The 20,596-nt window shown below is 69.3% G+C and carries 20 protein-coding genes and 1 pseudogene; 19 read left to right on the top strand and 2 right to left on the bottom strand.

Annotated elements, in window-relative coordinates:
- Positions 1-174: 174 nt before the first annotated feature.
- Positions 175-1,713: an IS21 family transposase gene (istA, locus tag AC5YDV_RS18415; protein ID WP_496181550.1), complete on the top strand. Its 1,539-nt coding sequence runs from the start codon at positions 175-177 to the stop codon at positions 1,711-1,713.
- Positions 1,710-2,453, top strand: a complete 744-nt coding sequence (locus tag AC5YDV_RS18410; RefSeq protein ID WP_496181551.1) for an ATP-binding protein — start codon at positions 1,710-1,712, stop codon at positions 2,451-2,453. Before istA ends, AC5YDV_RS18410 begins: the two co-directional genes overlap by 4 nt.
- Positions 2,454-2,596: 143 nt before the next feature.
- On the opposite strand, the gene cmtR is transcribed toward AC5YDV_RS18410, so the two are convergent.
- Complete coding sequence (gene cmtR / locus AC5YDV_RS18405; protein WP_026936347.1) at positions 2,597-2,956, bottom strand: Cd(II)/Pb(II)-sensing metalloregulatory transcriptional regulator CmtR; 360 nt, start codon at positions 2,954-2,956, stop codon at positions 2,597-2,599.
- A 1,233-nt stretch (positions 2,957-4,189) separates the two neighbouring features.
- Here cmtR and AC5YDV_RS18400 point away from each other — a divergent pair.
- The 17 genes and pseudogenes from AC5YDV_RS18400 to AC5YDV_RS18320 all read left to right on the top strand — a co-directional run.
- Entirely contained in the window at positions 4,190-4,972 is a 783-nt protein-coding gene (locus AC5YDV_RS18400; protein WP_496192553.1) for a hypothetical protein, read from the top strand.
- 81 nt (positions 4,973-5,053) lie between these two features.
- A complete protein-coding gene (locus AC5YDV_RS18395; protein ID WP_182818155.1) occupies positions 5,054-5,248 on the top strand; it encodes a hypothetical protein in 195 nt (64 codons plus the stop codon).
- On the top strand, positions 5,245-6,087 hold the full coding sequence (locus AC5YDV_RS18390; protein ID WP_496185051.1) for a hypothetical protein: 843 nt from the start codon (positions 5,245-5,247) through the stop codon (positions 6,085-6,087). Before AC5YDV_RS18395 ends, AC5YDV_RS18390 begins: the two co-directional genes overlap by 4 nt.
- Complete coding sequence (locus AC5YDV_RS18385; protein ID WP_182818158.1) at positions 6,077-6,367, top strand: hypothetical protein; 291 nt, start codon at positions 6,077-6,079, stop codon at positions 6,365-6,367. Before AC5YDV_RS18390 ends, AC5YDV_RS18385 begins: the two co-directional genes overlap by 11 nt.
- A 1-nt stretch (position 6,368) precedes the next feature.
- On the top strand, positions 6,369-7,166 hold the full coding sequence (locus tag AC5YDV_RS18380) for a hypothetical protein (RefSeq protein ID WP_182818159.1): 798 nt from the start codon (positions 6,369-6,371) through the stop codon (positions 7,164-7,166).
- Positions 7,167-7,175: 9 nt separating this feature from the next.
- On the top strand, positions 7,176-8,651 hold the full coding sequence (locus AC5YDV_RS18375; RefSeq protein ID WP_496185052.1) for a hypothetical protein: 1,476 nt from the start codon (positions 7,176-7,178) through the stop codon (positions 8,649-8,651).
- Between the two features lie 24 nt (positions 8,652-8,675).
- Positions 8,676-10,181 (top strand): SCO6880 family protein, encoded by a 1,506-nt coding sequence (locus tag AC5YDV_RS18370; RefSeq protein WP_496185053.1) that lies wholly within the window; start codon positions 8,676-8,678, stop codon positions 10,179-10,181.
- Entirely contained in the window at positions 10,178-11,683 is a 1,506-nt protein-coding gene (locus tag AC5YDV_RS18365) for a putative type IV secretion/conjugal transfer ATPase (protein WP_182818162.1), read from the top strand. The genes AC5YDV_RS18370 and AC5YDV_RS18365 overlap by 4 nt, the downstream gene beginning before the upstream one ends.
- 9 nt (positions 11,684-11,692) lie before the next feature.
- Positions 11,693-12,721 (top strand): lytic transglycosylase domain-containing protein, encoded by a 1,029-nt coding sequence (locus AC5YDV_RS18360; RefSeq protein ID WP_496185054.1) that lies wholly within the window; start codon positions 11,693-11,695, stop codon positions 12,719-12,721.
- Between the two features lie 169 nt (positions 12,722-12,890).
- Positions 12,891-13,058, top strand: coding sequence for a hypothetical protein (locus AC5YDV_RS18355; RefSeq protein WP_182818164.1), 168 nt, complete (start codon positions 12,891-12,893; stop codon positions 13,056-13,058).
- Positions 13,059-13,063: 5 nt separating this feature from the next.
- Positions 13,064-14,251, top strand: a complete 1,188-nt coding sequence (locus AC5YDV_RS18350; RefSeq protein ID WP_496185061.1) for an ArdC-like ssDNA-binding domain-containing protein — start codon at positions 13,064-13,066, stop codon at positions 14,249-14,251.
- 25 nt (positions 14,252-14,276) lie between these two features.
- A complete protein-coding gene (locus AC5YDV_RS18345) occupies positions 14,277-14,663 on the top strand; it encodes a hypothetical protein (RefSeq protein ID WP_496185055.1) in 387 nt (128 codons plus the stop codon).
- Complete coding sequence (locus AC5YDV_RS18340) at positions 14,660-16,009, top strand: hypothetical protein (RefSeq protein ID WP_496185056.1); 1,350 nt, start codon at positions 14,660-14,662, stop codon at positions 16,007-16,009. The genes AC5YDV_RS18345 and AC5YDV_RS18340 overlap by 4 nt, the downstream gene beginning before the upstream one ends.
- A gap of 18 nt (positions 16,010-16,027) precedes the next feature.
- On the top strand, positions 16,028-16,462 hold the full coding sequence (locus AC5YDV_RS18335; protein ID WP_496185057.1) for a hypothetical protein: 435 nt from the start codon (positions 16,028-16,030) through the stop codon (positions 16,460-16,462).
- Positions 16,459-17,907, top strand: a complete 1,449-nt coding sequence (locus AC5YDV_RS18330; RefSeq protein ID WP_496185058.1) for a type IV secretory system conjugative DNA transfer family protein — start codon at positions 16,459-16,461, stop codon at positions 17,905-17,907. The genes AC5YDV_RS18335 and AC5YDV_RS18330 overlap by 4 nt, the downstream gene beginning before the upstream one ends.
- On the top strand, positions 17,904-18,545 hold the full coding sequence (locus AC5YDV_RS18325; RefSeq protein ID WP_496185059.1) for a hypothetical protein: 642 nt from the start codon (positions 17,904-17,906) through the stop codon (positions 18,543-18,545). The genes AC5YDV_RS18330 and AC5YDV_RS18325 overlap by 4 nt, the downstream gene beginning before the upstream one ends.
- Positions 18,546-18,849: 304 nt before the next feature.
- A pseudogene (locus AC5YDV_RS18320) lies at positions 18,850-19,014 on the top strand (IS3 family transposase); the annotation flags it as partial.
- A 347-nt stretch (positions 19,015-19,361) separates the two neighbouring features.
- Here the strand turns inward: AC5YDV_RS18320 and AC5YDV_RS18315 are convergent.
- A protein-coding gene (locus AC5YDV_RS18315; RefSeq protein WP_345045385.1) for an IS3 family transposase occupies positions 19,362-20,512 on the bottom strand; the annotation gives its coding sequence in 2 pieces (ribosomal slippage) (positions 19,362-20,242 and positions 20,242-20,512; 1,152 coding nt in all).
- Positions 20,513-20,596: the final 84 nt, after the last annotated feature.

The following is a 20,596-nucleotide window of genomic DNA, read 5'->3' as shown; positions in this document are numbered from 1 at the left end:
TGCATATTGCGCTCGGTGAGGGCCGGTGTTCCGTTGTGGGGTGAGCCAGTGGTCCGGTGGGCGGTGAGCCACGGCGACGGGGCGCGGTGGACCGTGGCGGCGCTCGGGTTTTCGTGTGGGACGTTCGTCGCGCCGTGCCGTTGGGGTACGGCGTGACGAGAGGAAGTCGCCTTCATGGTCGACTACAAACAGATCCTTCGGCTGCGAGCTGAGGGGGTCAGTCAGCGTGGGATCGCGGACGTGTTGGGGTGTTCCCGTAACACGGTGGCGGCGGTGTTCACTGCGGCGGACTCGGCGGGGGTCGGGTTCGAGCAGGTGACGGACCTCGGGGCTGACGAGGTCCGCCGGCTGTTGCTGCCCGAACCGGCCAAGCCGGACTCGGACCGGGCCACACCAGACTTCGAGCACGTGCACCGGGAGCTGGGACGGCCGTCGGTGACGCTGCTGGTGTTGTGGAACGAGTACGTGGCCAACTGCCGCGCCACCGGCGAGGTGCCCTACCAGTACTCGTTCTTCAACGAACAGTACCGGCGGTGGGCGAAGGCCACCGGCGCGTCGATGCGGATCCAGCGCAACCCGGGCGAGTCGATCGAGGTCGACTGGGCCGGGGACCCGATGGCCTACGCCGACCCGCTGACCGGCGAACCACGACAGGGGTGGGTGTTCGTGGCCGCACTGTCGTATTCGGCCTACACGTATGTGGAGGCGTTCCCGGACATGACGCTCGGGTCGTGGATCGACGCGCACGTGCACGCCCTGGAGGATTTCGGGGGTGCTGCCCGGCTCCTGGTGCCGGACAACCTGCGGACCGGGGTGTCCCGGTCGGACCGCTACGAGCCGGCGTTGAACCCCGCCTATGCCCGGTTGGCCGAGCATTACGGCACCGCGGTCATCCCGGCCAGGGTGAAACGTCCCCGCGACAAGGCAGTGGTCGAAGGGAGCGTCCGGTTCGTCGCGGGGCAGGTCGCGGCGGTGCTCCGCAATCGGCAGTTCGTCGGGTTGGCCGAGTTGAACGAGGCCATCTTCGCCGAAGTCGCTGCCATCAACGCGCGTCCGTTCCAGAAGCGGGAGGACTCCCGGCAGATCGTGTTCGAACGCGACGAGAAGCCACTGTTGCAACCGCTGCCGCCGGTCCGGTTCGAGTTGGCCGAGCTCCGCAAGGCCAAGGTCGGCCCGAACTACCACGTCCAGGTCGACAAGAACTTCTACTCCGTCCCTTCCCGGTTGATCGGCCAATCCCTGGATGTGCGCCTCACCACGAGCATCGTGGAGGTCTTCGACGGGATCGAGCGGGTCGCGTCCCACCCCCGCTTCCAAGGGGTGTCGGGCCGGTATGCGACCCTGCCGGCCCACATGCCCGCCACCCACCGCAGCCGACTGGTCGACTGGACGCCGGAACGATTCGAGCAGTGGGCCGCCACGGTGGGCCCGAACACCCAAGCGGCGATCGGGGCGATCCTGGCGTCCCGCCAGATCGTCGAGCAGTCCTACCGGTCCTGTCTGGGGGTGATGTCGCTGGCCACCAAGCCCGGCGGCATGGCCCGCCTGGAGGACACCTGCACGCGGGCGTTGGCGGCCACCCCCGCCCCCTCCTACACGCTCATCAAGAAGCTGTGGACCGGCTGGACCCCACCCACCCAAGCCCCGCCGGCCCCCTCCCTGGGCGACGCCGGCTATGTCCGCGGCAGCGACTACTACGGGAGCCGAGCATGATCGATGTGGAAACCCTCACCCGCTTGAAGACGATGCGATTGTCCGGGATGGCCGAGTACTTCGAGAACCTCGCCGACACCACGACCGCCGCCACCCTGACCGGTCCAGAGTTGGTCAAACAGGCCGTCGACTGGGAATACGAGAGACGCCGCGACAGCAAGCTGCACCGGCTCCGCCGCCAAGCCTGCCTCGCCCAACCCGCCGCCGACCTGACCGACCTGAAAGCCATGCCCGGCCGCAGCATGGACCTCGAGCTGATCCACCGGCTCGCGGTCGGCGCCTACCTGGTCAAGCACCAAGACGTCATCCTGCAAGGACCCACCGGCGCGGGGAAGACCTACGTCGCCTGCGCGCTGGGGAACAAGGCCTGCCAGCAGTACCGCAAGGTGCTCTACCTGCCCGCCGGGGAACTGTTCGACCGGATCACCATCGCCGAACGGACCGGGGACAAGAAGCGCTGCCTCGACACCCTGGTCAACGTCGAGTTGTTGATCATCGATGACTGGTTCCTCACCCCGCCCACCCGGGTCCAGGTCCAGCAGTTGCACACCCTGATCGACCGACGACACAAGACCGCCTCCACGATCTACTGCTCCCAGCTACCACCGGGCCAGTGGCACGACCGGATGGAAGAGAAGATCCTCGCCGACGCCATCGTCGACCGGATCACCACCAACGCGCACGCCACCGTCCTGGACTGTGACGACTCCCTGCGCAAACACTTCACTCACCTGCAGTAACCACAGCGCTGGGGCGGCCCAAGCGGCCGCCCCAGCACCATGGCAACCCATCCCGTCGACGTGGCCCACCGATCCCCGGAACACTGGCTCACCCCCCAGCGGAACACCGGCCCTCAGCAAGCGCAATATCCAGCATGCCGCGCTCACGCGTCTGCTCCCGCTCCGCAGCAACCCGGAACGGTGCACGACGAGTCCACGCACGGAGCGTGCTCGTCGACAGCCAGAGTCACATCCACCAGCGCGATGAGAGCGGCCGCGAGGTGCGGATCAGCGATCTCATACCTAGTCTGGCGACCCTCCGGCTCAGCGACCACGATGCCGCAGTCGCGCAGGCAGGTGAGGTGGTTCGACACGTTCGAGCGAGTCAGCTCCAGCTCACGCGAGAGCACCGCCGGGTAGCTCGGTCCCTCGAGCAGGGTCATCAGGATCCGGGAACGCGTCGGATCCGCCATGGCCCGGCCGAGCCGGTTCATGACGTCGAGTCGAGAAGCAATAGTCAGCATGCACTGAACTATACAGCACAGGCTGATCAATCGCCGGATGCATCAGCCTCCGCCACAAGGCGAAACAGCAGTCGACATCTGATGAATACGCGACTCAGCAACAATCGGTGCTGCCAGTACAACTTGCGTGGGGCAACCTCTCATTGGAGGACCGATTGGACGGGACCGTGCTCATTTGGCATGTCGGAGACCTAAGACCTAAGGGGATCGAGCGAAGCGCCGGCAAGCTCGCCGTGTGGACCGGGCAGCAGGTCCAGCAGGTCGCCGTTCCTTGGACGATGACCGCTACCGGCGTCGACCATCTCTACCGAGGCCTGCTCACGATCGACTGCTCCGTCGAAGCTGGCGTGGTGATGGGAATGAGGGATACCCCGCCCGACGGCGAGTGACCAGCAACGTTGGCCGGTCGCTCGTTACGGTCAAGAGTGGTAGCCATCCGTCAAGCCTCCCTCCCGGCAAGTCCGGGATATACCGCCTTCGACTTTGACGACCGCTACTGGGCATGTCCGCGAGATTGCGCGCAGTAAGCTGGGCCGAACGATGAACCCTCGAACACCTTGGCGCCGCGAAGAGCTTGCGCTGCTGGAGTCGTGGTCCGGCACGGACGCCTCCTTCCAGGCCACCCTCCCGGGCAAGCCAGATCAGATGTCACCTACTCTCTTGCAGCAGTCCCGGCTGGAGCATCAAGAGGATCGTCCGCGCACTGCGCCCCCTGCAACACGTCACCATCACTCTGGCCGGCCAACAACTCCAAGCCGAACCCATAATCCCCGACGACATCGCCGAAATGCTCGCCCGCGTGGGTCACTAAAGAGGTCCAACTCAGGTTAGAGCAAGCGCTGCAGCCATGTGGTGGAACGGGACACCGGGGACGTTGCCTGCGGCGATGTCCGGATGTCCGATCGAACTCCGATGAAGTCCCCTTGGTTGCAGGCCATTGTCCCCGATGGTGAAAAGCAGCTTTTCGCGACCTCTGCTTGTCCGCAACATCTGCATCGCGCTGGGGCATGGGGAGGTGAAACCCCTCGGTTTCCTGGGCGTCCAGCCTGACTTGGGGGACAAGGGGGGACATCGCAGGGACATCCTCTGACAAGGGGGAACAACTCTCCGCGTCAAGGGGGGCAGCCCGATTCTGTGGAAAGAAATGCCGGTAGTGCCGGTTCTGGGGACAACTCGTGGTACATCGATTTGATCCTTTTTCGTTGTGTTCATCCGCAACGGAAAGGTCTGATCATGAGCGTCGAATCCGAATTGGGTCTCGCCAGCAACCTGGAATCAACGATCGTCGCAGCGTGGCCGTCTTGGTCAATCGCCCAGCCCATCCTCAACTTGGTGGACGATCCCCGCCGGCTGCGGGAGTGGCTGCAGGAAGCTGACCCCGCAGACGCCGACGACGTGGTGTATGGGATCGCGTGGTTGGCATCGACCGAGGGTGGTCACGACCGCGAGGCCGCGCAGACGTTGGCCTGGCTGCTGGTGCCCGGATCCGCTTTCCTTGCCAGCCGACTGCGGACCCTGTCGGTCGACATCGACCACGTGGTCGCCGCCGAACTGTGGCTGCTGGTGTGCACGTTCCCGCTTCAGCGCCGCAAGGTCATCAGCAACCTGATGTGGGACCTGCGCGCCAACGTGCTGGCCGCTTGCGAAGCCCCCGCGACCCTGCAACGCAAGGACCCCACCTGGTACGCCACCGTCGCCTTCGCCGACAGCGACCTGATGGCCGCGATCCCCGACGAGCCCGACCCGTCCGCGTTCGACGAGTTGGTGGGCGTCCTGGACTGGGCGTGCGACCACCACGTCATCGCGGCCGCCGACCGGCAGCTGGTGCTGATGCTGGTGGAGGTCTCCCAGCAACTGCGGCTGCGGCAGACCTCCAGTCATGGCCTGCTCGGCAATGACGCGACTACCACCGTCGCCGCCTTGCTCGGTGTGTGCGACCGCACCGTGCGTCGCCGCTTCCGGCGCACCATTCGCGCCCTGACCGAGGCGGCACCCGCCTTCTCCCGTGCCGCCTGAGCTCCTCCGCCGGATTCCCTGCAACCAGGTGTCCGTGGACGGCGTCCTTTCTCACTTCTGGAGGGTGAGGTGAATGTGCACATGACCAAGGACCTGAGGGCGACAGCGCGGCTGTTCGACGTCGCCAACACCGACGACGAGGTGATCGACAGCCTGGAGCGGCTGCTCGACACCCTGAAGCGGGCGCGGCAGGCGAAGGCCGAGCTGGCCGGGCTGCCGCCAGCCGAACTGCGCGCGACGTTGATGTTCCGCGCCAACCGGCGGGCGTCCCGATGACCGCCCAGACGACCCGGCCGGTCGCGGTGGAGGAACTCCTTCGCGCTTGGCACGCCGTGCAGGACGGCGCCTTCCGCCACCCAGCCCGGCCACAAGACGTCGCCCCGGCGACTCCGATCGCCACGGTTGCGATGCCGAAGCCCGCTGAGCGATGGACGCCAACGTCCGGCGAGCTGGTCTTGCCGGTCGTGGGCGCGGCGGGATCGTGCGGCGCGACCACGGTGGCGCTTGCCCTGGCGACAGTGGTCGAAGGGCGAGCGCGGGTGGTGGAGTGCGCGTCGGCGTCCATGAGTGGGCTCGCCGCCGCCAGCATGACTGAACTCGGTGCCGACGACCACGGCTGGGTGCACGGCACCCGCGACCAAGTCCGTCTCGACCGGGCGCCCGGCGTCCGCACACACCCGGACGCCGTCCCGACTCCCTCACCGATCGACACCCGGGAGGTCACGGTCATCGACGTCGGCTTCCGAGTCGAGCAGGTCTTGGATGGACACGCCTGGCTGTCCAGCCTGCTGACCGATGCAGGTTCGGTCGTGGTCGTGGCGCGGGCCACGATCCCGGGCTTGCGGCGCCTCGAGTCGACCCTGCACCTTCTGGACGCCGAGCGCACGATCGCGGCAGTCCTGGGCCAGCCGCGCCGCCGCTGGCCCCGCGCGGCGGCCCACGGTGTCGGCGGTCTGACCGCGGCGTTGGTCGCCGACGGTCGCCTCGTCGAGATCCCTGAGGACCGAACCCTCGCCCTCCACGGCCTCACCCCGGCCCCGCTGCCCGCGAGGTTGCTCGCCGCCGCCGGCGCGCTCCTCTCACTGATCGAAGGGACCCCCCACCATGCCCACTGACTTCACCTTGCTGCTGCCGCTCCAGGTGTGCCCGGTCGCCCCCGGCGACGCTCAGAAGTACATCGACCAGATCACCGGCTACGTCCTGTGGGGCGTCGGCGTCCTGTTCCTGCTCGCCATCGTCGTCGGGGTCGGCGCCATCGTGGCCGGCCGGTTGTTCTCAATGCCACACGCTTCCCGGGTCGGGGTCATCTCCGTGGTCGTGGTGTTCGTCGCTGCGATCGCCTACCTCATCCTGCCGGGCATGCTCACCGGCCTCCTTGGCGTGGGGTGCATCTGACATGGCGTACCACGAGACAGGCACGTGGCCCCGCTGGAAGCTTTACCTCTTCGTCGTCGCTGCCCTCATCACCGTGATGGCCTTGTTCTTCGGGCTCGGCCTCGCCCTGTGGGCGATGATCCTCCCCACCCGGGGCGCCTCCACACCGGTGACCCCGATGCCGGCCTCTGGCGAAGTCCGCGGCGATGCCTGGCGCGACGAACTCGCCGCCCAACCGATGCTGCAGGTCCCGGCCGCCGCGGCGTCCACCCCCGGCGTCTCGGCCGAGCTCGCGCCGGTCCTGCTGGTCCCGGCCGCGGACGCCGTCGGCCCGGCCGGCGTGCCCACTGGGTTCCCGCACACCCCCGAGGGCGCGGTCGCCCAACTCGCCGCGATCGAGGTGACGGTCCTCGAGGCGATGAGCATCCCCACCGCCCATGATGTTCACGCCGCCTGGTCCTTGCCCGGCGGGGTGAGCCCCGCGGAGTGGGCGATGACACGCAACGTGCAGTCGTTCCTCACCACCCTCGGCGATCAGGGCAACGCGAAGGACGACAGCGTCCTGGTCACCGCCACCCCGGCCGCCGGACAGGTCAAGGGCACCGACGGGCCCGACTGGGTACTCGCCTGCGTCCTGCTGGATGTGCGCGCCGCGGTCGCCGCCACCGCCCGGATCGGCTACGGCCACTGCGAACGCATGGCCTGGCACGACGGTCGTTGGCAGATCGCCCCCGGCACACCACCGGCCAAGGCTCCCTCTACCTGGCCCGGCTCCGACCTCGCACTCCAAGCCGGGTGGCGCACCTGGCAGACCTCCTAAGGCACAGCCGTGGATGACCTGTTGAACCCCTTCGCAGCACTTGCCTCCGCCGCCGGCAAGGTCGTCGCCGACGCGTGGACCGCCGCGATGCTCGGCCTGTGGAACGCCGGCCTGTGGCTGCTCCGACTCGCCCTCACCTTCCTGGACTTCCTGCTCACCCCGGACCTGAGCGAGGACGGGCCCGGCGCCTGGCTGTACCAAGTCATGTTCTGGATCGCCGCCGCCCTGCTCGTGATCATGCTGCTGGTCCAACTCGGGGTCGCCGTCGCCAAGCGCGACGGCCAAGGCCTCGCCCGGGTCGCGCTCGGCTTGGGCCAGTTCGTGGTCGTCTGGGCCGGCTGGATCGTCTACGGCGTCACCATCGTCACTGCCGCCGGCGGCCTCACCCGCGCCCTCATGCAAGGACTGCTCAACGTCACCAGCTGGACCGCCTGGCAACCTTGGGAACCCTTCACCCCCGCCGACATCACTGACGGCACCGTCGCCACCGTCCTCGGCCTCATGGGCCTGCTGCTCTGGCTGGCCGCCATCGGCCACTTCCTGATCATGCTGGTCCGCTCCGCCGCGCTGATGGTGTTGGTGGCCACCACCCCGATCGCCGCGGCCGGCCTGGTCTCCGAAGCAGGCAGGTCCTGGTTCTGGAAGAGCCTGCGCTGGTTCCACGCGGCCGCCCTCTCCCCGGTGGTGATGGTCCTGGTACTCGGCGTCGGCGTCCAATACACCACCGGCGTCGCCAACGGCCTCACCGGCGTCCAGGGCGCCATCGGCACCGCCATCCCCGGCGTCCTGCTCATCTGCATCGCCACCATCTCACCGCTCGCCCTGTTCAAACTGCTCGCCTTCGTCGACCCCGCCACCACCTCGGGAGCCTCCCTGCGGACATCCATGACCGCGGTCGGCGGACTCCAAGGGCTCCTCACCGGCAGCGCCGGCAGCGGTGGTGGCGGGAGGGCGGCCGCCACTGACGAGCAAGGGCGCAGTGCCGGGGAAGACAGCGCGGGGGACGCCACCACCGGACGCTTCAACACCGCTGTCGCGGGTGGGCTCAGTCAACTGGGACCGATCGGCCAACTCGCGTCCACCGGCTTGGGCCTGATCGCTGGCCTGGGCGCCGCCGGTGCCTCCCTCGGAGCCGACCTCACCAACCAGATGGGTGTCGGCCACAACACCTACCCGCCCGACTTCAGCCGCGCCGGACGCCGCGCCACCCACGACCGCCAGCAGTCCAGCGACCCCGGCGGGGACCAAACCCCGAACAACAACGGAGACCCGAACGACTCGGGACGAACACCGGACGCCGACCCGCCCGTCGGCGGCGGTTCGGACGCCCCGTTCGCGCCCCCGTCCATCAACGGCGGCACCGGCCAGCCCCCCGCCTCACCCGCGCCCGCGGCTCCCGCCGCTGGCACCGGAGCTGCACCAGCAGGCGCCGGTGTTACGGCCGGTCAGGTCAGCGCCAGCGAAGCCGCCGTCCTCGTCGTCTGACCCCCTCCTCGAAGGAGCACCCCTGTGGCTGTCTACTCCGACTACGCCAAGGACCGCATCGGCTGGTTCTTCGGCCTCACCGGCTCGCAACTCGGCACCCTCGCCCTGACGAGCCTGCCTGTGTTCTGGGCGATCAACGCTCAACAATGGCCGCTGGTTGGCACCCTCGCGCTCGTCTGGGCGCTCCTCGCCGTCCTTGTGGTCGTTCCGGTTCGCGGCCGTTCCGCCACCGGCTGGCTGCTGGCCACCGGCAAGTACGCGGTCGGCACCCTGAGCGGCTGGACCCGGTTCCGCTCCCACGCCGCGGTCGGTCGCGCCGAGGACCTCGCCCAGGCTGACCTGCCCGGCGTCCTCGCCGGCATCACCATCCACGACGGCCCACCGCAGGGACCCACCCTCGCCCGCGCCGCCATCATCCAGGACAAGGCGGCCCGCACCTGGGCGGTCACCTGCTCGATCACCCACCCCGGCATCGGACTCGCCGACGCTGCCACCCGGGTCCGGCAGGGCGCCGGGCTCGCCGACCTCCTCGACGTGTGCGCCCGTACCGAACTCATCGATGAACTCCTGATCCTCGTTCGAACCGTCCCCGACGATGGCGCCGAACGCGACCTGTGGATCCGCCAGCACCGGCGTCCCACCAGCCCAGCGCTGGCCACCCAGGTGAACGACGACCTGGCCGCCACCCTGGCCCGCGCGTCGGTCCGCACCGAGTCTTTCGCCACGATCGTGGTCCCCGAAACTCGACTCGGTCGGGAGGCCCGGGAGGCCGGCGGTGGCCTCGAGGGCCGAGCCCGCGTTCTCTACTTGCTGATGGGCGAGGTTGAGGCCCAACTCCGAGGCGGGCTGAATGCGACCGACGTCACCTGGCTCACCAGCCCGCAGCTCGCGCTCGCGGTCCGTACCGGGTTCGCCCCCGGTGACCGCGCCGGCATCATCGAGGCCCTCAACGAACGCGAGACGAACCCGGCGGTGAACGCCGACGTCCCCTGGGCGCACGCCGGACCCTCCGGCGCCGATGTGGCCCCCCGTCACTACTCCCACGACGCGTGGAACTCGGTCTCAGCCACGGTGAAGCTGCCCGACAAAGGAGCAGCCCTCGGGGCCCTCGCCCCCGTCCTTGTGCCCAGCGAACCCGGCGAACGCCGCAGCCTCGTGGTCGCGTTCCCGCTGCTGCGCCAGACCACCGCCGACCGGCAGTCCGCCAACGCAGAGTGGGCCGCCGACATGGGCGCCAGCCTACGCGCCAAAGCCGGCGTCAAGCTGCGCGCACGGCAGCGGGCGGACGCCGCCAAGACCTACCACCTCGACGACAAGCTCGCCCGCGGCCACGCCCTCACCCGCCCCTACGCCGTCGCCACCGTCACCGTCGCCAAGACCACCCGTATCAGCGAGTACGGCCGCAAACTCGACGCCGCCATCCGCCGCGCCGGCTACGCCCCGCTCCGCCTGGACCTCGCCCAAGACGCCGCCTTCGCGGCCTCCACCCTCCCCCTCGGAGTCAGCCTCACCCGCCGGAGCGACGCATGAACGCCTCCCGCGGTCGTGACACCGCCCGCCTGCTCGCCGACTTCGGCCACCAACTCCCCACCCTCGACAAGCCCGCGCCGCCGGTGAGGGAGGCACGGTTCTTTCCGCCCACCCCGCGCCGTGGCGTCCGACAGCGTGGACGCGGCTGGGCGCCGGCGTCCGCGCCCGTGTCGGTGTGGCGGATGACCTCCGACCAGGCACCGGTGTTGTGGCCGCTGATCGCCGCCCCCGGCCTGCCACCCACCGGCGCCCAGATGGGCATCGACCACCTCTCCGGGGGCTCGTTCTACGCCGACCCCAACGGGTGGGTCCTCGACGACGCGATCCCCGTCACCAACCCGAACATCTTCGCGTTCGGGAAACCCGGACGCGGCAAGTCCGGCACGGTGAAGGCCTTCTGCCTGCGGATGATGGACTTCGGCTACCGCACCCTGATCCTCGGCGACCCCAAGGACGAGTACGAGAAGCTCTGCCGCGCGTTGGGCGTCCAGCCTTTCGCGATCGGCCACGGGCTCGGCGCCCGCATCAACCCCCTCGCCTTCGGACCGCTGGCCCAAGGCTGGGCCGACCTCCCGACCGCCGAAGCCCAACGCCGCGCGGCGATCGTGTTCGGACGCTGGCTCACCCTCGTCCGCGGCCTCGTCGGCTCCCAACGCCTCGGCGATGCCCACGTTCCCTTCGGCCCCACCGACGAAGTCGTCGTCAAGACCGCCCTCGCGCACCTCACCGGCTACACCGCCGGCAACACCCGGCTGACCGAGACCACCATCCCGCAGCTGTGGCGCCTCCTCGACCAACCCACCGCGGAACTCGTCACGGAATGCCGGTATGCCACCGAACGCCAGTTCCTCGACGAGACCCGTCTGCTGCGGGACGCCCTGGGTCAGCTCGTGTCCGGGGCGCTGGCCGGGCTGTTCGACGACCACACCACCATCGCCGTCGACTGGACCGCCCCGATCCAGTCGCTGTCGCTGTCCCGGCTTGAAGCCTTGGGGGACGAGGCCGTCGGGATCGCCCTCACGTGCCTCAACAGCTGGGGACGCGGCATGCGCGAGCTCGCCGCCCCCGGCGACCTGCGCATCGTGGTCCGAGACGAGTCGTGGAAGCAACTCAGGCTCGGTCCGGACGCCGTGAAGAGCTTCGACGCGGACCTGCGGCTCTCCCGGCGGGACGGCGACATCCAGTTCGCCGTCGCCCACAAACCCTCCGACCTGCTCTCGGCCGGGGACGCAGACTCCCAAGCCACCGCGATCGCGAAAGACCTGCTGCACCTGGCCGATATCAAGATCCTCCACGGCCAAGACCAGGCCGTCGGCGAAGAACTCGAACGGCTCCTCGGCCTGGGACCCATCGCCCAGGACCTCGTCACCGGCTGGGCCATGCACGGCAAAGGACGCGCCCTGTGGTGCGTCGGCGACCGCCAGTACAAGGTCGCAACCATCCTCCATCCGGCCGAGGCCGCCCTCGCCTACACCAACGATGCGCTGGACTCAGCACGATGAGGAACGAACATGAACCCGCTTGCCTGGCTGCTCGCCCCCGTCCTGGCCTTCCTGCTCGGCGTCCCCCTCGGCTCCGCCCTGATCATCGCCACCGTCGCCACCCCCGCCGCAGGCTCCCTCAACGCCAACCCATGCGCCACCGTCGGCGCAGACGGGACCCTCGACATTCTCGAGCCGCTACCAACCCCGGGCGACGAGCGCCGCGCCAGCCTCACCAACCCACCCGCCGACATCCCCGCGACGATCCTGACGCTCTACCAAGAGGCGGCCTCCGCCCACGGGCTGCCGTGGCCGCTCCTCGCGGGCGTCGGCATGGCGGAAACCAACCACGGACGCCTCACCGCCACCTCCTCGGCCGGAGCCAGAGGACTTATGCAGTTCCTGCCCGCCACCTTCGCGGCCTACGGTATCGACGGAAACGGCGACGGCCGCGCCGACATCCTCAACGACGCCGACAGCATCCACTCCGCCGCCAACTACCTCGCCGCCCTCGGCGCGGCGGACGGGGACGACGGTGTCCGACGGGCCCTGTTCGGCTACAACCGAGCGATCTGGTACGTCAACGACGTGCTGGCCTACGCGCAGCACTACGCCACCCAAGCCTGCACAACCGAAGCGGGTGAGCTGCCTGACGGCCCTGACGGCCCCTGCCCACCCACCGCCAGCCCCGCCGAACGCGGCCTCCAACCGGCAGCCCTTCGAGGTCTGCGCTGCGTCAAAGCAGCCTTCCCGTGGATTCAGTCCATCGGCGGAGTCGGCTCGCGACCCAACCATTCCGACCACCCGGCCGGACGGGCCGTCGACTTCATGATCCCCGCCTGGAACACCCCCGAAGGGCGAGCCCACGGCTGGCAAGTCGCCCACTGGCTGCAGGCCCACGCTGCCGAACTCGACGTGACCTACCTCATCTACGACGACCACGTCTGGCGTGCTTACCGAGCCTCACATGGCTGGACGCCCTACACCCACCCCAACGGATCGACCAGCAACCCGACGCTGCGACACCTCGACCACGTCCACCTCAGCGTCAACGGCTGACCGTCGCCGAAGCTCCGCATCGGTCGGGTCGGGGAGTCTGTCAGGCCCAGCTGCCACTTCCCTCCGCCTCGGGCCGAGCTCACGTCGAAGTTTGTCGGCGGTCCGTGTCCCTGGAGGGCCCTGTTCGTCACTTCTGGAGGGTGAAGGACTACGAGAAGGAGCACCGACCATGGAAGAAACCCGGCACGACTTCGAGGACGTGCGGGGCCCGCTCACGGACGTGCCGCTGATCCTGGAGGACCTGCTCTGTCAGATCGAGGAACTCCGCGCCACCGACGGTGACGAGGACGTGATCGCTGACCTGCTTGCCCAGGTCGAGCTACTCCAGGGCCGGTGAGCCCGATGGCAACGCGTGGTCGAACGACTTCCGGCTACGACCGGGAGGATGCGGACGCCGCCCGTCAGGCGACCCTGGAGACGATGCACACCCAACTGGCCGAGAAGGTCGCGGCGTTGGCGTCTGGTGAGGGCTGGGCGTCCTGGCTGCGGTTCGCGAACAGCTTCCACCGGTACAGCTTCAACAACACGCTCCTGATCTGGGCGCAGAAACCGCAGGCGACGATGGTCGCCGGCTACCGCGCGTGGCAGACCCGCGGTCGGCAGGTCCGCCGCGGCGAGCAGTCGATCAAGGTGTACGGACCCGTGACCCGCCGCGAGCCCAAGCTCGACCCGCAGGGACGGCCCATACGGGACGCCGACGGCAAGAGGGCCATGGAGGTCCGCGTGGTCGGGGTGAAGCCGGTGAGCGTGTTCGACGTGTCCCAGACCGACGGCGACCCGCTGCCCGAACCGCCCGAGGCGAAGCTGCTGACCGGGCAAGCACCACCGGGCTTGTGGGACGCCCTGCAAGCCTTCGTGGAGGCCCAGAGCTACAGCGTGTCCCGTGGTGACTGCGGCGAGGCGAACGGGGTCACGATCTTCGACACCCGGCAAGTCCGGGTCCGCGCCGATGTCGATGACGCCCAAGCGGTCAAGACCCTCGCCCACGAAGCCGGACACGTCCTGCTGCACGCGCCCGAACGGCGGGACAACTTCTCGTGCCGAGGTGTCGCGGAGGTCGAAGCCGAGAGCGTCGCGTTCCTGGTCACTCAGGCCCACGGTCTGGACGCCTCCCAGTACACGTTCAACTACGTGGCCGGCTGGGCCCACCAGGCCGCTACCGGGGACGGGCCGACCGTCGAAGAGACCGTGAAGGCCACCGGCCAGCGCGTGATCGGGGCCACCGACAGGATTCTGCAAGCCACCCAACCCGCCCCCACCCTCGTCGAGGAGGCCCTGGCCGACCTGTCCGTCCAGGTCGGCCGCCCCGTGGACGCCGTCGCCTCCACCCGGCAACTCGCCGTGGACGCCGACGCGAGCGCTGCGTGGCCGACGATGACGTCCACCCCGGACGCCTCCGGGTTGCGGGCGGCGTCCGTACCCGTGCCCGTGTGGGAACGCCTCACGAGTCCCGCCTTGGACGGCGCCGCGCGGGACCGGCAGGCCTTACCGCGGCAGTCCGTGGGCCCGGCGCCGGCGCTGCACCGCTGACTATCGAAGCGAGGGAAGGAGCTCGATGGACTCGAACGAGACGCTCAGCCGGTACCCCCACCTGATCAGTGTGCGGGGTGGCCGCCCGGTCCCGGCACGCAAGGAGGGTCACTACTTCGTGTGTGCCTACCAGGTGTTCCTCGGCTTGTGGTGGTCGCCGCGGGAGGTGCGCGTCCTCGAGTACGACCCCCACCGCGACTTCTACCGTGAACAGCGTCAAGCGAAGGAAGCCGCCCAACGGGACGCCCCGCCCGGCGCCGGACCTTCGGCGTCCGAGGCCACCACCGCCACACCGGACGCCGCCACCGTGGACGCCCCGGTGTGGGAGCGCGTGGACAGCCCAGGCCCGCGGCGCCCGAGCCCACCCGCGGGTTCCCCACGGTATGTACCGCGGCGAGCGTGGGGGCGATGAGCATGGACGCCGACACCCCCGACACCGACCGGGTCCACCCATGGTTCCTCAACGCGGAGGAGCTGGCTGCCACCCGCGCCAAGATGGCCAAGCTCCAGCAACGCGCCGAAAGGAAGGGGTTCTCCGGGACGATCGACGTGTCCGCCGTCCCGGCGACGCGCTCCTCCACGTCGGCGGGTGGACTGCCGGTCACCGTGCACGGCTTCGACGTGACAATCACCGGCGACCCGCCCCGCTACCAAGGGTGGCGGTTCGTCGCCGCCGTGGACGCCGTCGAGGGCGGCACGATCCTGCGCTACCCGCCCGGCTCCACCGCCGAGGTGCCGAACGATCAGATTCGGGCCGGGGAGTGTGACCACTGCCACACCACGCGCGCCCGCCGCTCCACGGTGCTGGTCTCCCACGACGACACCGGCCAACTGCTGCAGGTGGGCCGCTCCTGCCTGAAGGACTTCCTCGGCCACAACACCCTGCCCGTGTTCCTCTCCGCCGACGAGATCACCAACACCCTCGGCGGCAGCCAGGGCGGCACCCCGTCCGCCTGGGACATCCACAGCGTCCTCACCTACGCCGCCGCCGCGGTCGAGGCGTTCGGGTGGACGCCCGCGTCGGCGTCCGAGCATGGCCGCGTTCCGACCCGCGACCTGGTGCGCCTCGCCCTGGTGGGTGGACGCGGCGCCGACCGGCTCCGGGACCAGCTCGCCCCCCATCTGGCCGACGCCACCGCCCGCGCCGCCCAGCTCCGCGACGACCTGCTGAACGGGCTGACGGGCAGCTCCGGATACGAGGCCAACCTGGTGGCGCTGCTCCGCGGCGACGCGGTCGACGCCCGGCACCTCGGGTTAACGGTGAGTGCGATCCCCGCCCATCAACGCCTCCAGGCGGACCGGCAGCGCGAGACGGCTCGGCAAGTCGCCGCCCAGACGGTCGACTACGCCGGCACCGTCGGGGAGAGGGTCGCCCTGACCGGCGTCGTCCGCACCGCGCTGCGGGTCGACGGGTACACCTACCGCTCACCCGACCAGGTCATGCTCGTGGTGGACTGCGGCACCGCGGTGGCGAAGATGACCACCTCCGCCGCGTGGGCGTACCAGGTCAAGGTCGGCGACCCCCTGACGGTCACCGGCACCGTCAAGGCCCACTCCGAATGGAACGGGATCAAGCAGACCGTCCTTGTCCGTCCCAAGAAGCTCGACGCCGTGCCTGCGGCTCCGAGCACGCTGGCGGACGCCGCCCCGCCCGCCCCTTGGGAGACCGTCGGCAGTGTGTGTCTCGACGGCGCGCAGGCCGTACACCGCTCGACCACCGCCCGGACGCCGTCCCGCGGCGTCGCCGTGTCCCACTGACCGCCAAGGAGCCCCACCATGCAGCGCGCCCGCCGCCACACCCCCTACCCACTCACCTGGGAGATCCCCCTCGGGATCGCCTGCGCGATCCTGCTCACCCTCGCCGTCGGCATTCACCTCGGCAACGCCCTCGCCCACCTCACCGCCGGCCAGCCGTGGGCTTGGCCGCAGCCTCGGGACGTGTTCGGCAGTATCCCCGCCGTCCTGGCCGCCGAGCCGGCATCGACGGCGGTCCACCCTCGGGTGTGGATCATCACCGTCGAACTCCTGCTGACCGGCAGCCTCGGCTGGGCCGCCTATAGCACCTGGCAACGCTGGGGACCCTCGCGGCTCAAGGGCATGGCCACCAGCGAACAGGCCGAACAGGTCCTCGGCGTCCGCCGGCTCCGAAAGGTTGCCGCCATCGTCCGCCCCGACCTCCACGCACGCTGCCCGAGGGAGGCCCGGCGATGAAGATCCGGTTCGATCCCACCCAGGTCGGCTGGCGGATCGGGAGGGCGTGGGAGCCCCGCGCGCGTGACCTGTGGTGCCCATGGGATCGCACCGCCGGCGTCATCGGCCCCCAAGGCTCCGGCAAGACCCTCGACCTGCTCACCCCCGCCCTCCTCGCCGCCCCCGGCGCCGCCCTCGTCACGTTGACCAAGGTCGACGACCTGCTGCTCACCATCACCGACCGCAGCACCGGCGATCGGCCGTGTGTAGTGCTCGACCCGTTCGGCCTCGCACCAGGATTGCCCGAACTGGTTTGGGATCCCGTGCAGGGGTGCGTCGACCCGATGGTCGCCGAACGCCGTGCCAAAGCGTTCACTGCCGGCACGATCCGCGGCGCCATCCACACCGGCTCTGGTGACAGTGCCGCCCGCTTCTACGCCTCCGAAGCCGCCAAAGTCCTCCAGGGCTACCTGCACGCAGCCGCCCTCACCGGCCGCACCCTCGACGACGTCCTCGACTGGGTCTCCAGACCCCTGTCGACCACCGAACCCGGCGAGATCCTCCGCGAACACCCCCACGCCGCTCCCTACTGGCACGGCCTCCTCCACGGTGCCCTCCACGGCGACGACCGGACCTCCAGCAACACCGTCACCACCGTCCACCAAGCCCTCAACCTGTTCTTCCAAGCCGACATCCGCCGCCGCTGCGTCCCCAGCGCGGTCCGGCCCGCAACAGACATCGCGGACATCATCGGACGCCGCGGCACCATCTACCTGCTCGGCCGCGAAGACCCCTACGCGTCAGCGTCCCCGCTGATGACCGCCCTGGCCGAACACGTCCTCGACACCGCCCTCGCCCTGGCGAACCAGTCGCCGTGGGGACGGTTGTGCCCACCGATGCTCGCCTCGCTCGACGAACTCCCTTCCACCGCACCCCTGCCGACGCTGCGGACCCGGATGGCGAACGAGCGCGCCCTAGGGATCTCGTTCATCTACGCCGCGCAGACGTGGCGGCAGCTCGCGGCGATCTTCGGCGACCAGGAAGCCAGGGCCCTGTTCGGCCTCACCAACGTGCTCGTCATGTTCGGCGGCAGCAAGGACGTCGCGTTCAACCAGGAAGTCTCTGACCTCGTCGGCACCGTCCGCGTCCCCAGGACCACGTGGCAAACCGGACGCGGTGGCCGCTCCATCTCCGGGGAAGACATCCCGATTCTGCGGGGCGAGGAGATCCGACAACTCCCCGAACGGCAAGCCCTCGTCATCGCTGAGAACAGCAAGCCCATCATCGCCAAACTCACCCGCTGCCTCGACGGCAAACCTGGCCAAGCACTCCTTGCACACCAGAAGGCCGTCCGTCGGCAACTGGCCGCTGCGCGCCGCGGTCAGGTACCCCCGGACGCCCGCGCTACCGCAGCAGTCGTCGCTGCACAGCGCCAAGGCCTCACAGACGCCGGATTACCGCGATGACCGGCGCTCCCGAATCTGTCGAGCTCACGCGCGTGTTCCCGACTCCCGGACCGCTGCTTGGCACCGCGTACCGCGACCTTTACCTCGCCGCCGAGGGCAGCGACAACCAGAAGGCCGCGATCGGGGACCCCAGCCTCCTCCCGAAGCCTTGGGACCCGCCCACCTGCCGCAACCCGAAACTCCGGGCCGAACTCTGGACCTGGCTCGACGCAGTCGCAGCCTGGATCAACCACGAGTACGTGTGGGACCCCGACGGCACCATCCCGCCATGCTGGCCCCAGCACCCTCACATCGTCCACGAACTCGCGGTGATGGCCGACCAGCGCCGGCGCGCGGGCATCGCCCTGGACTCCAACGCGCTCGAGGAATGGCACCGCTACACCCTGCCCGGCTTCCTCGAACGCCTGCGCGGACGCCTCAGGGCCCACTGCGAGCCAGACCACCAACCCTGGCCCGCAAGGAGCCGTCACGTCCGCCACACCGGCGACGGACACGCCCAGCGACGACGCCAGGCCTTCGGTGACGACGTCCAACACCTCAGCCCCTCCGAGCAGACCACCTCGACGCGACCGCGCCTCAGACTGTTGAACCGGGACACCGGTGAACTGCTCGACCACGACGACGGACGCCAGCGATAGACCTTCAAGGGGCGGGCCCCGGCGGGCGTCGGGGTAGACGCGTGAGTTCGCCGAACTCCCTACAGTCGTGAAATCGCTGATCTGCTTGAGTTGCGGATGTCGGCCAGCGAAGCGTCCGCCGGCGCCTGTCCGCCCGTCAGGATTCTTGCTCCGTCGGCACCTCTGGACGGTTCCTTGAACCCGGTCTTTGGCCCGCCGGATGGAGCCCACTTCGCTCCCAGCTTCTGCTCGAGCGTGTCGCTTGTATCGCCCCGGGTTTTCTAGAGGCTCCCGGTTGTTGCGAGTTCGGGTGAGCTCGCCGGTTGCCCTCGACATGGCGATCTGGTCCAGACGACGCCAGGATCGCGACCTGCCCGCCTTGATACATCACTCCGACAAGGACGTTCAATATCGTGCCATCCGCTACACCCAGCGTCTGGCCGACGCCGGCGTCGTGGCGTCTGTCGGGTCGACCGGTGACAGTTACGACTGTGAGGATGGAGGCGGTCGGTGGGTGGGCTGACCCTTGCTTACGACTGACGGCCCTCCGCGGTCTGGGGGTGCTTGTCCTGGCTGTTGATCTGTCGCCCACCGGCCGGCTGTTCACCGGCGCTGGCCGGGCGGGCAGTGACCTCATAGGAGCCTGATTCGTCTCGTCACAGTCCCGTCCACCCGGCCGGCCAGTCGCCATCACGGGATTCTTGGGAGGAATCGTGACAGCAACCACCATCAGCATGACGTCTGGCAACGGTCAACGTCGAGTGATCGTCGGGGTCGACACGCACAAGGACGCGCATGTGGCCGTCGCGCTGGACGAGCTCGGCTGGGCCGCCCCCGTCATTCGGTCCGGACGGTGTGTGAGTCGTCGGTTTCGATTTGATGGGTGCATTGCCGAGCGTACTCGGCTGGGGGCAGGTAGCCGAGCGAGGAGTGCCGGCGGTGATGGTTGTACTCGTCCTTCCAGTCGCCGATCACGACCTGTGCGTGCAGTAGCGAGTAGAAGCTGTTGATGTTGAGGCACTCGTCGCGGATCCGGCTGTTGAATGACTCGACGTACCCGTTGCGCCAGGGCGAGCCCGGCGGGATGTAGGACAGGCCGGTGCGGGTGCCGGCCCAGTCGGCCATCGCCTCGCTGATGAACTCCGGCCCGTTGTCCGACCTGAGCACCGCCGGGGCGCCCCGGGCGGCGACGAGGTCCTCGAGGTGGGCGGTGAGCCGGTCCGCGGTGATCGATCGTTCGGTGAGTCCGCCGATGCACTCCCGGGTGTGCTCGTCGACGATCGAGCAGATCTTGATCGGTCTGCCCTGCTCGTCGGCGTCGAACTGGAAGTCCACCGCCCACACCACGTTCGGCGCGTCCGCCGTCGGCGTGTCGATGGTCGAAGATCCGACGCGCTTGCCTCGACGCCGCTGCGGGACCCGGAGCCCCTCGTCACGCCACAGGCGTTGGACCTTCTTGTGGTTCACCACCCAGCCCTCGGCGCGGGCGTCGTGATACGCCCGCCGATACCCGTAGCGGGGATGGTCCTTCGCCCAGGCGCGCAGCCACTCCCGCAGCGCCCGGTCCGGGTCCGTGACCGTGTCGGCGTTGAGCGGGCGTCGGTACGCGGAGCGGGAGAGCCCGGCCAGACGGCACGCCATCCGCTCGCTCACCTGCAGTGTCCTGATCAGGTGCGCGACGGCGGCACGGCGCCTGCCCGGGCCTAGAAGTTTCCCTCAGCCAGCTCCTTGAGCGCGGCCTTCTCCAGCTCCGCTTCGGCGAGCAGCCGCTTCAACGTGGCGTTCTGCTTCTCGAGCTCCTTGAGGCGCTTCGCGTCGTCGGCCTTGAGGCCGCCGTACTGGTTCCGCCACCGGTAGTACGTCTGCTCGGACACCCCGAGCTCCCGGCACACCGCCGCGACATCCTGCCCGTCGGCGAGCATCCTGTCGGCCTGCCCGAGCTTACGGACGACCTGCTCCGGCGTGTGACGCTTCCTACTGTTCGTCATGATCTGACCAGTCTCCCTGCCCGCCACCGCGGGCAACAGGACGACTCGCATAACGACCGGACCTACGAAACGGGGTCAGCCCAC

It is taken from the genome of Propioniciclava sp. LT432, assembly GCF_059515965.1.
This window is presented reverse-complemented; position numbering and strand designations above follow the sequence as displayed.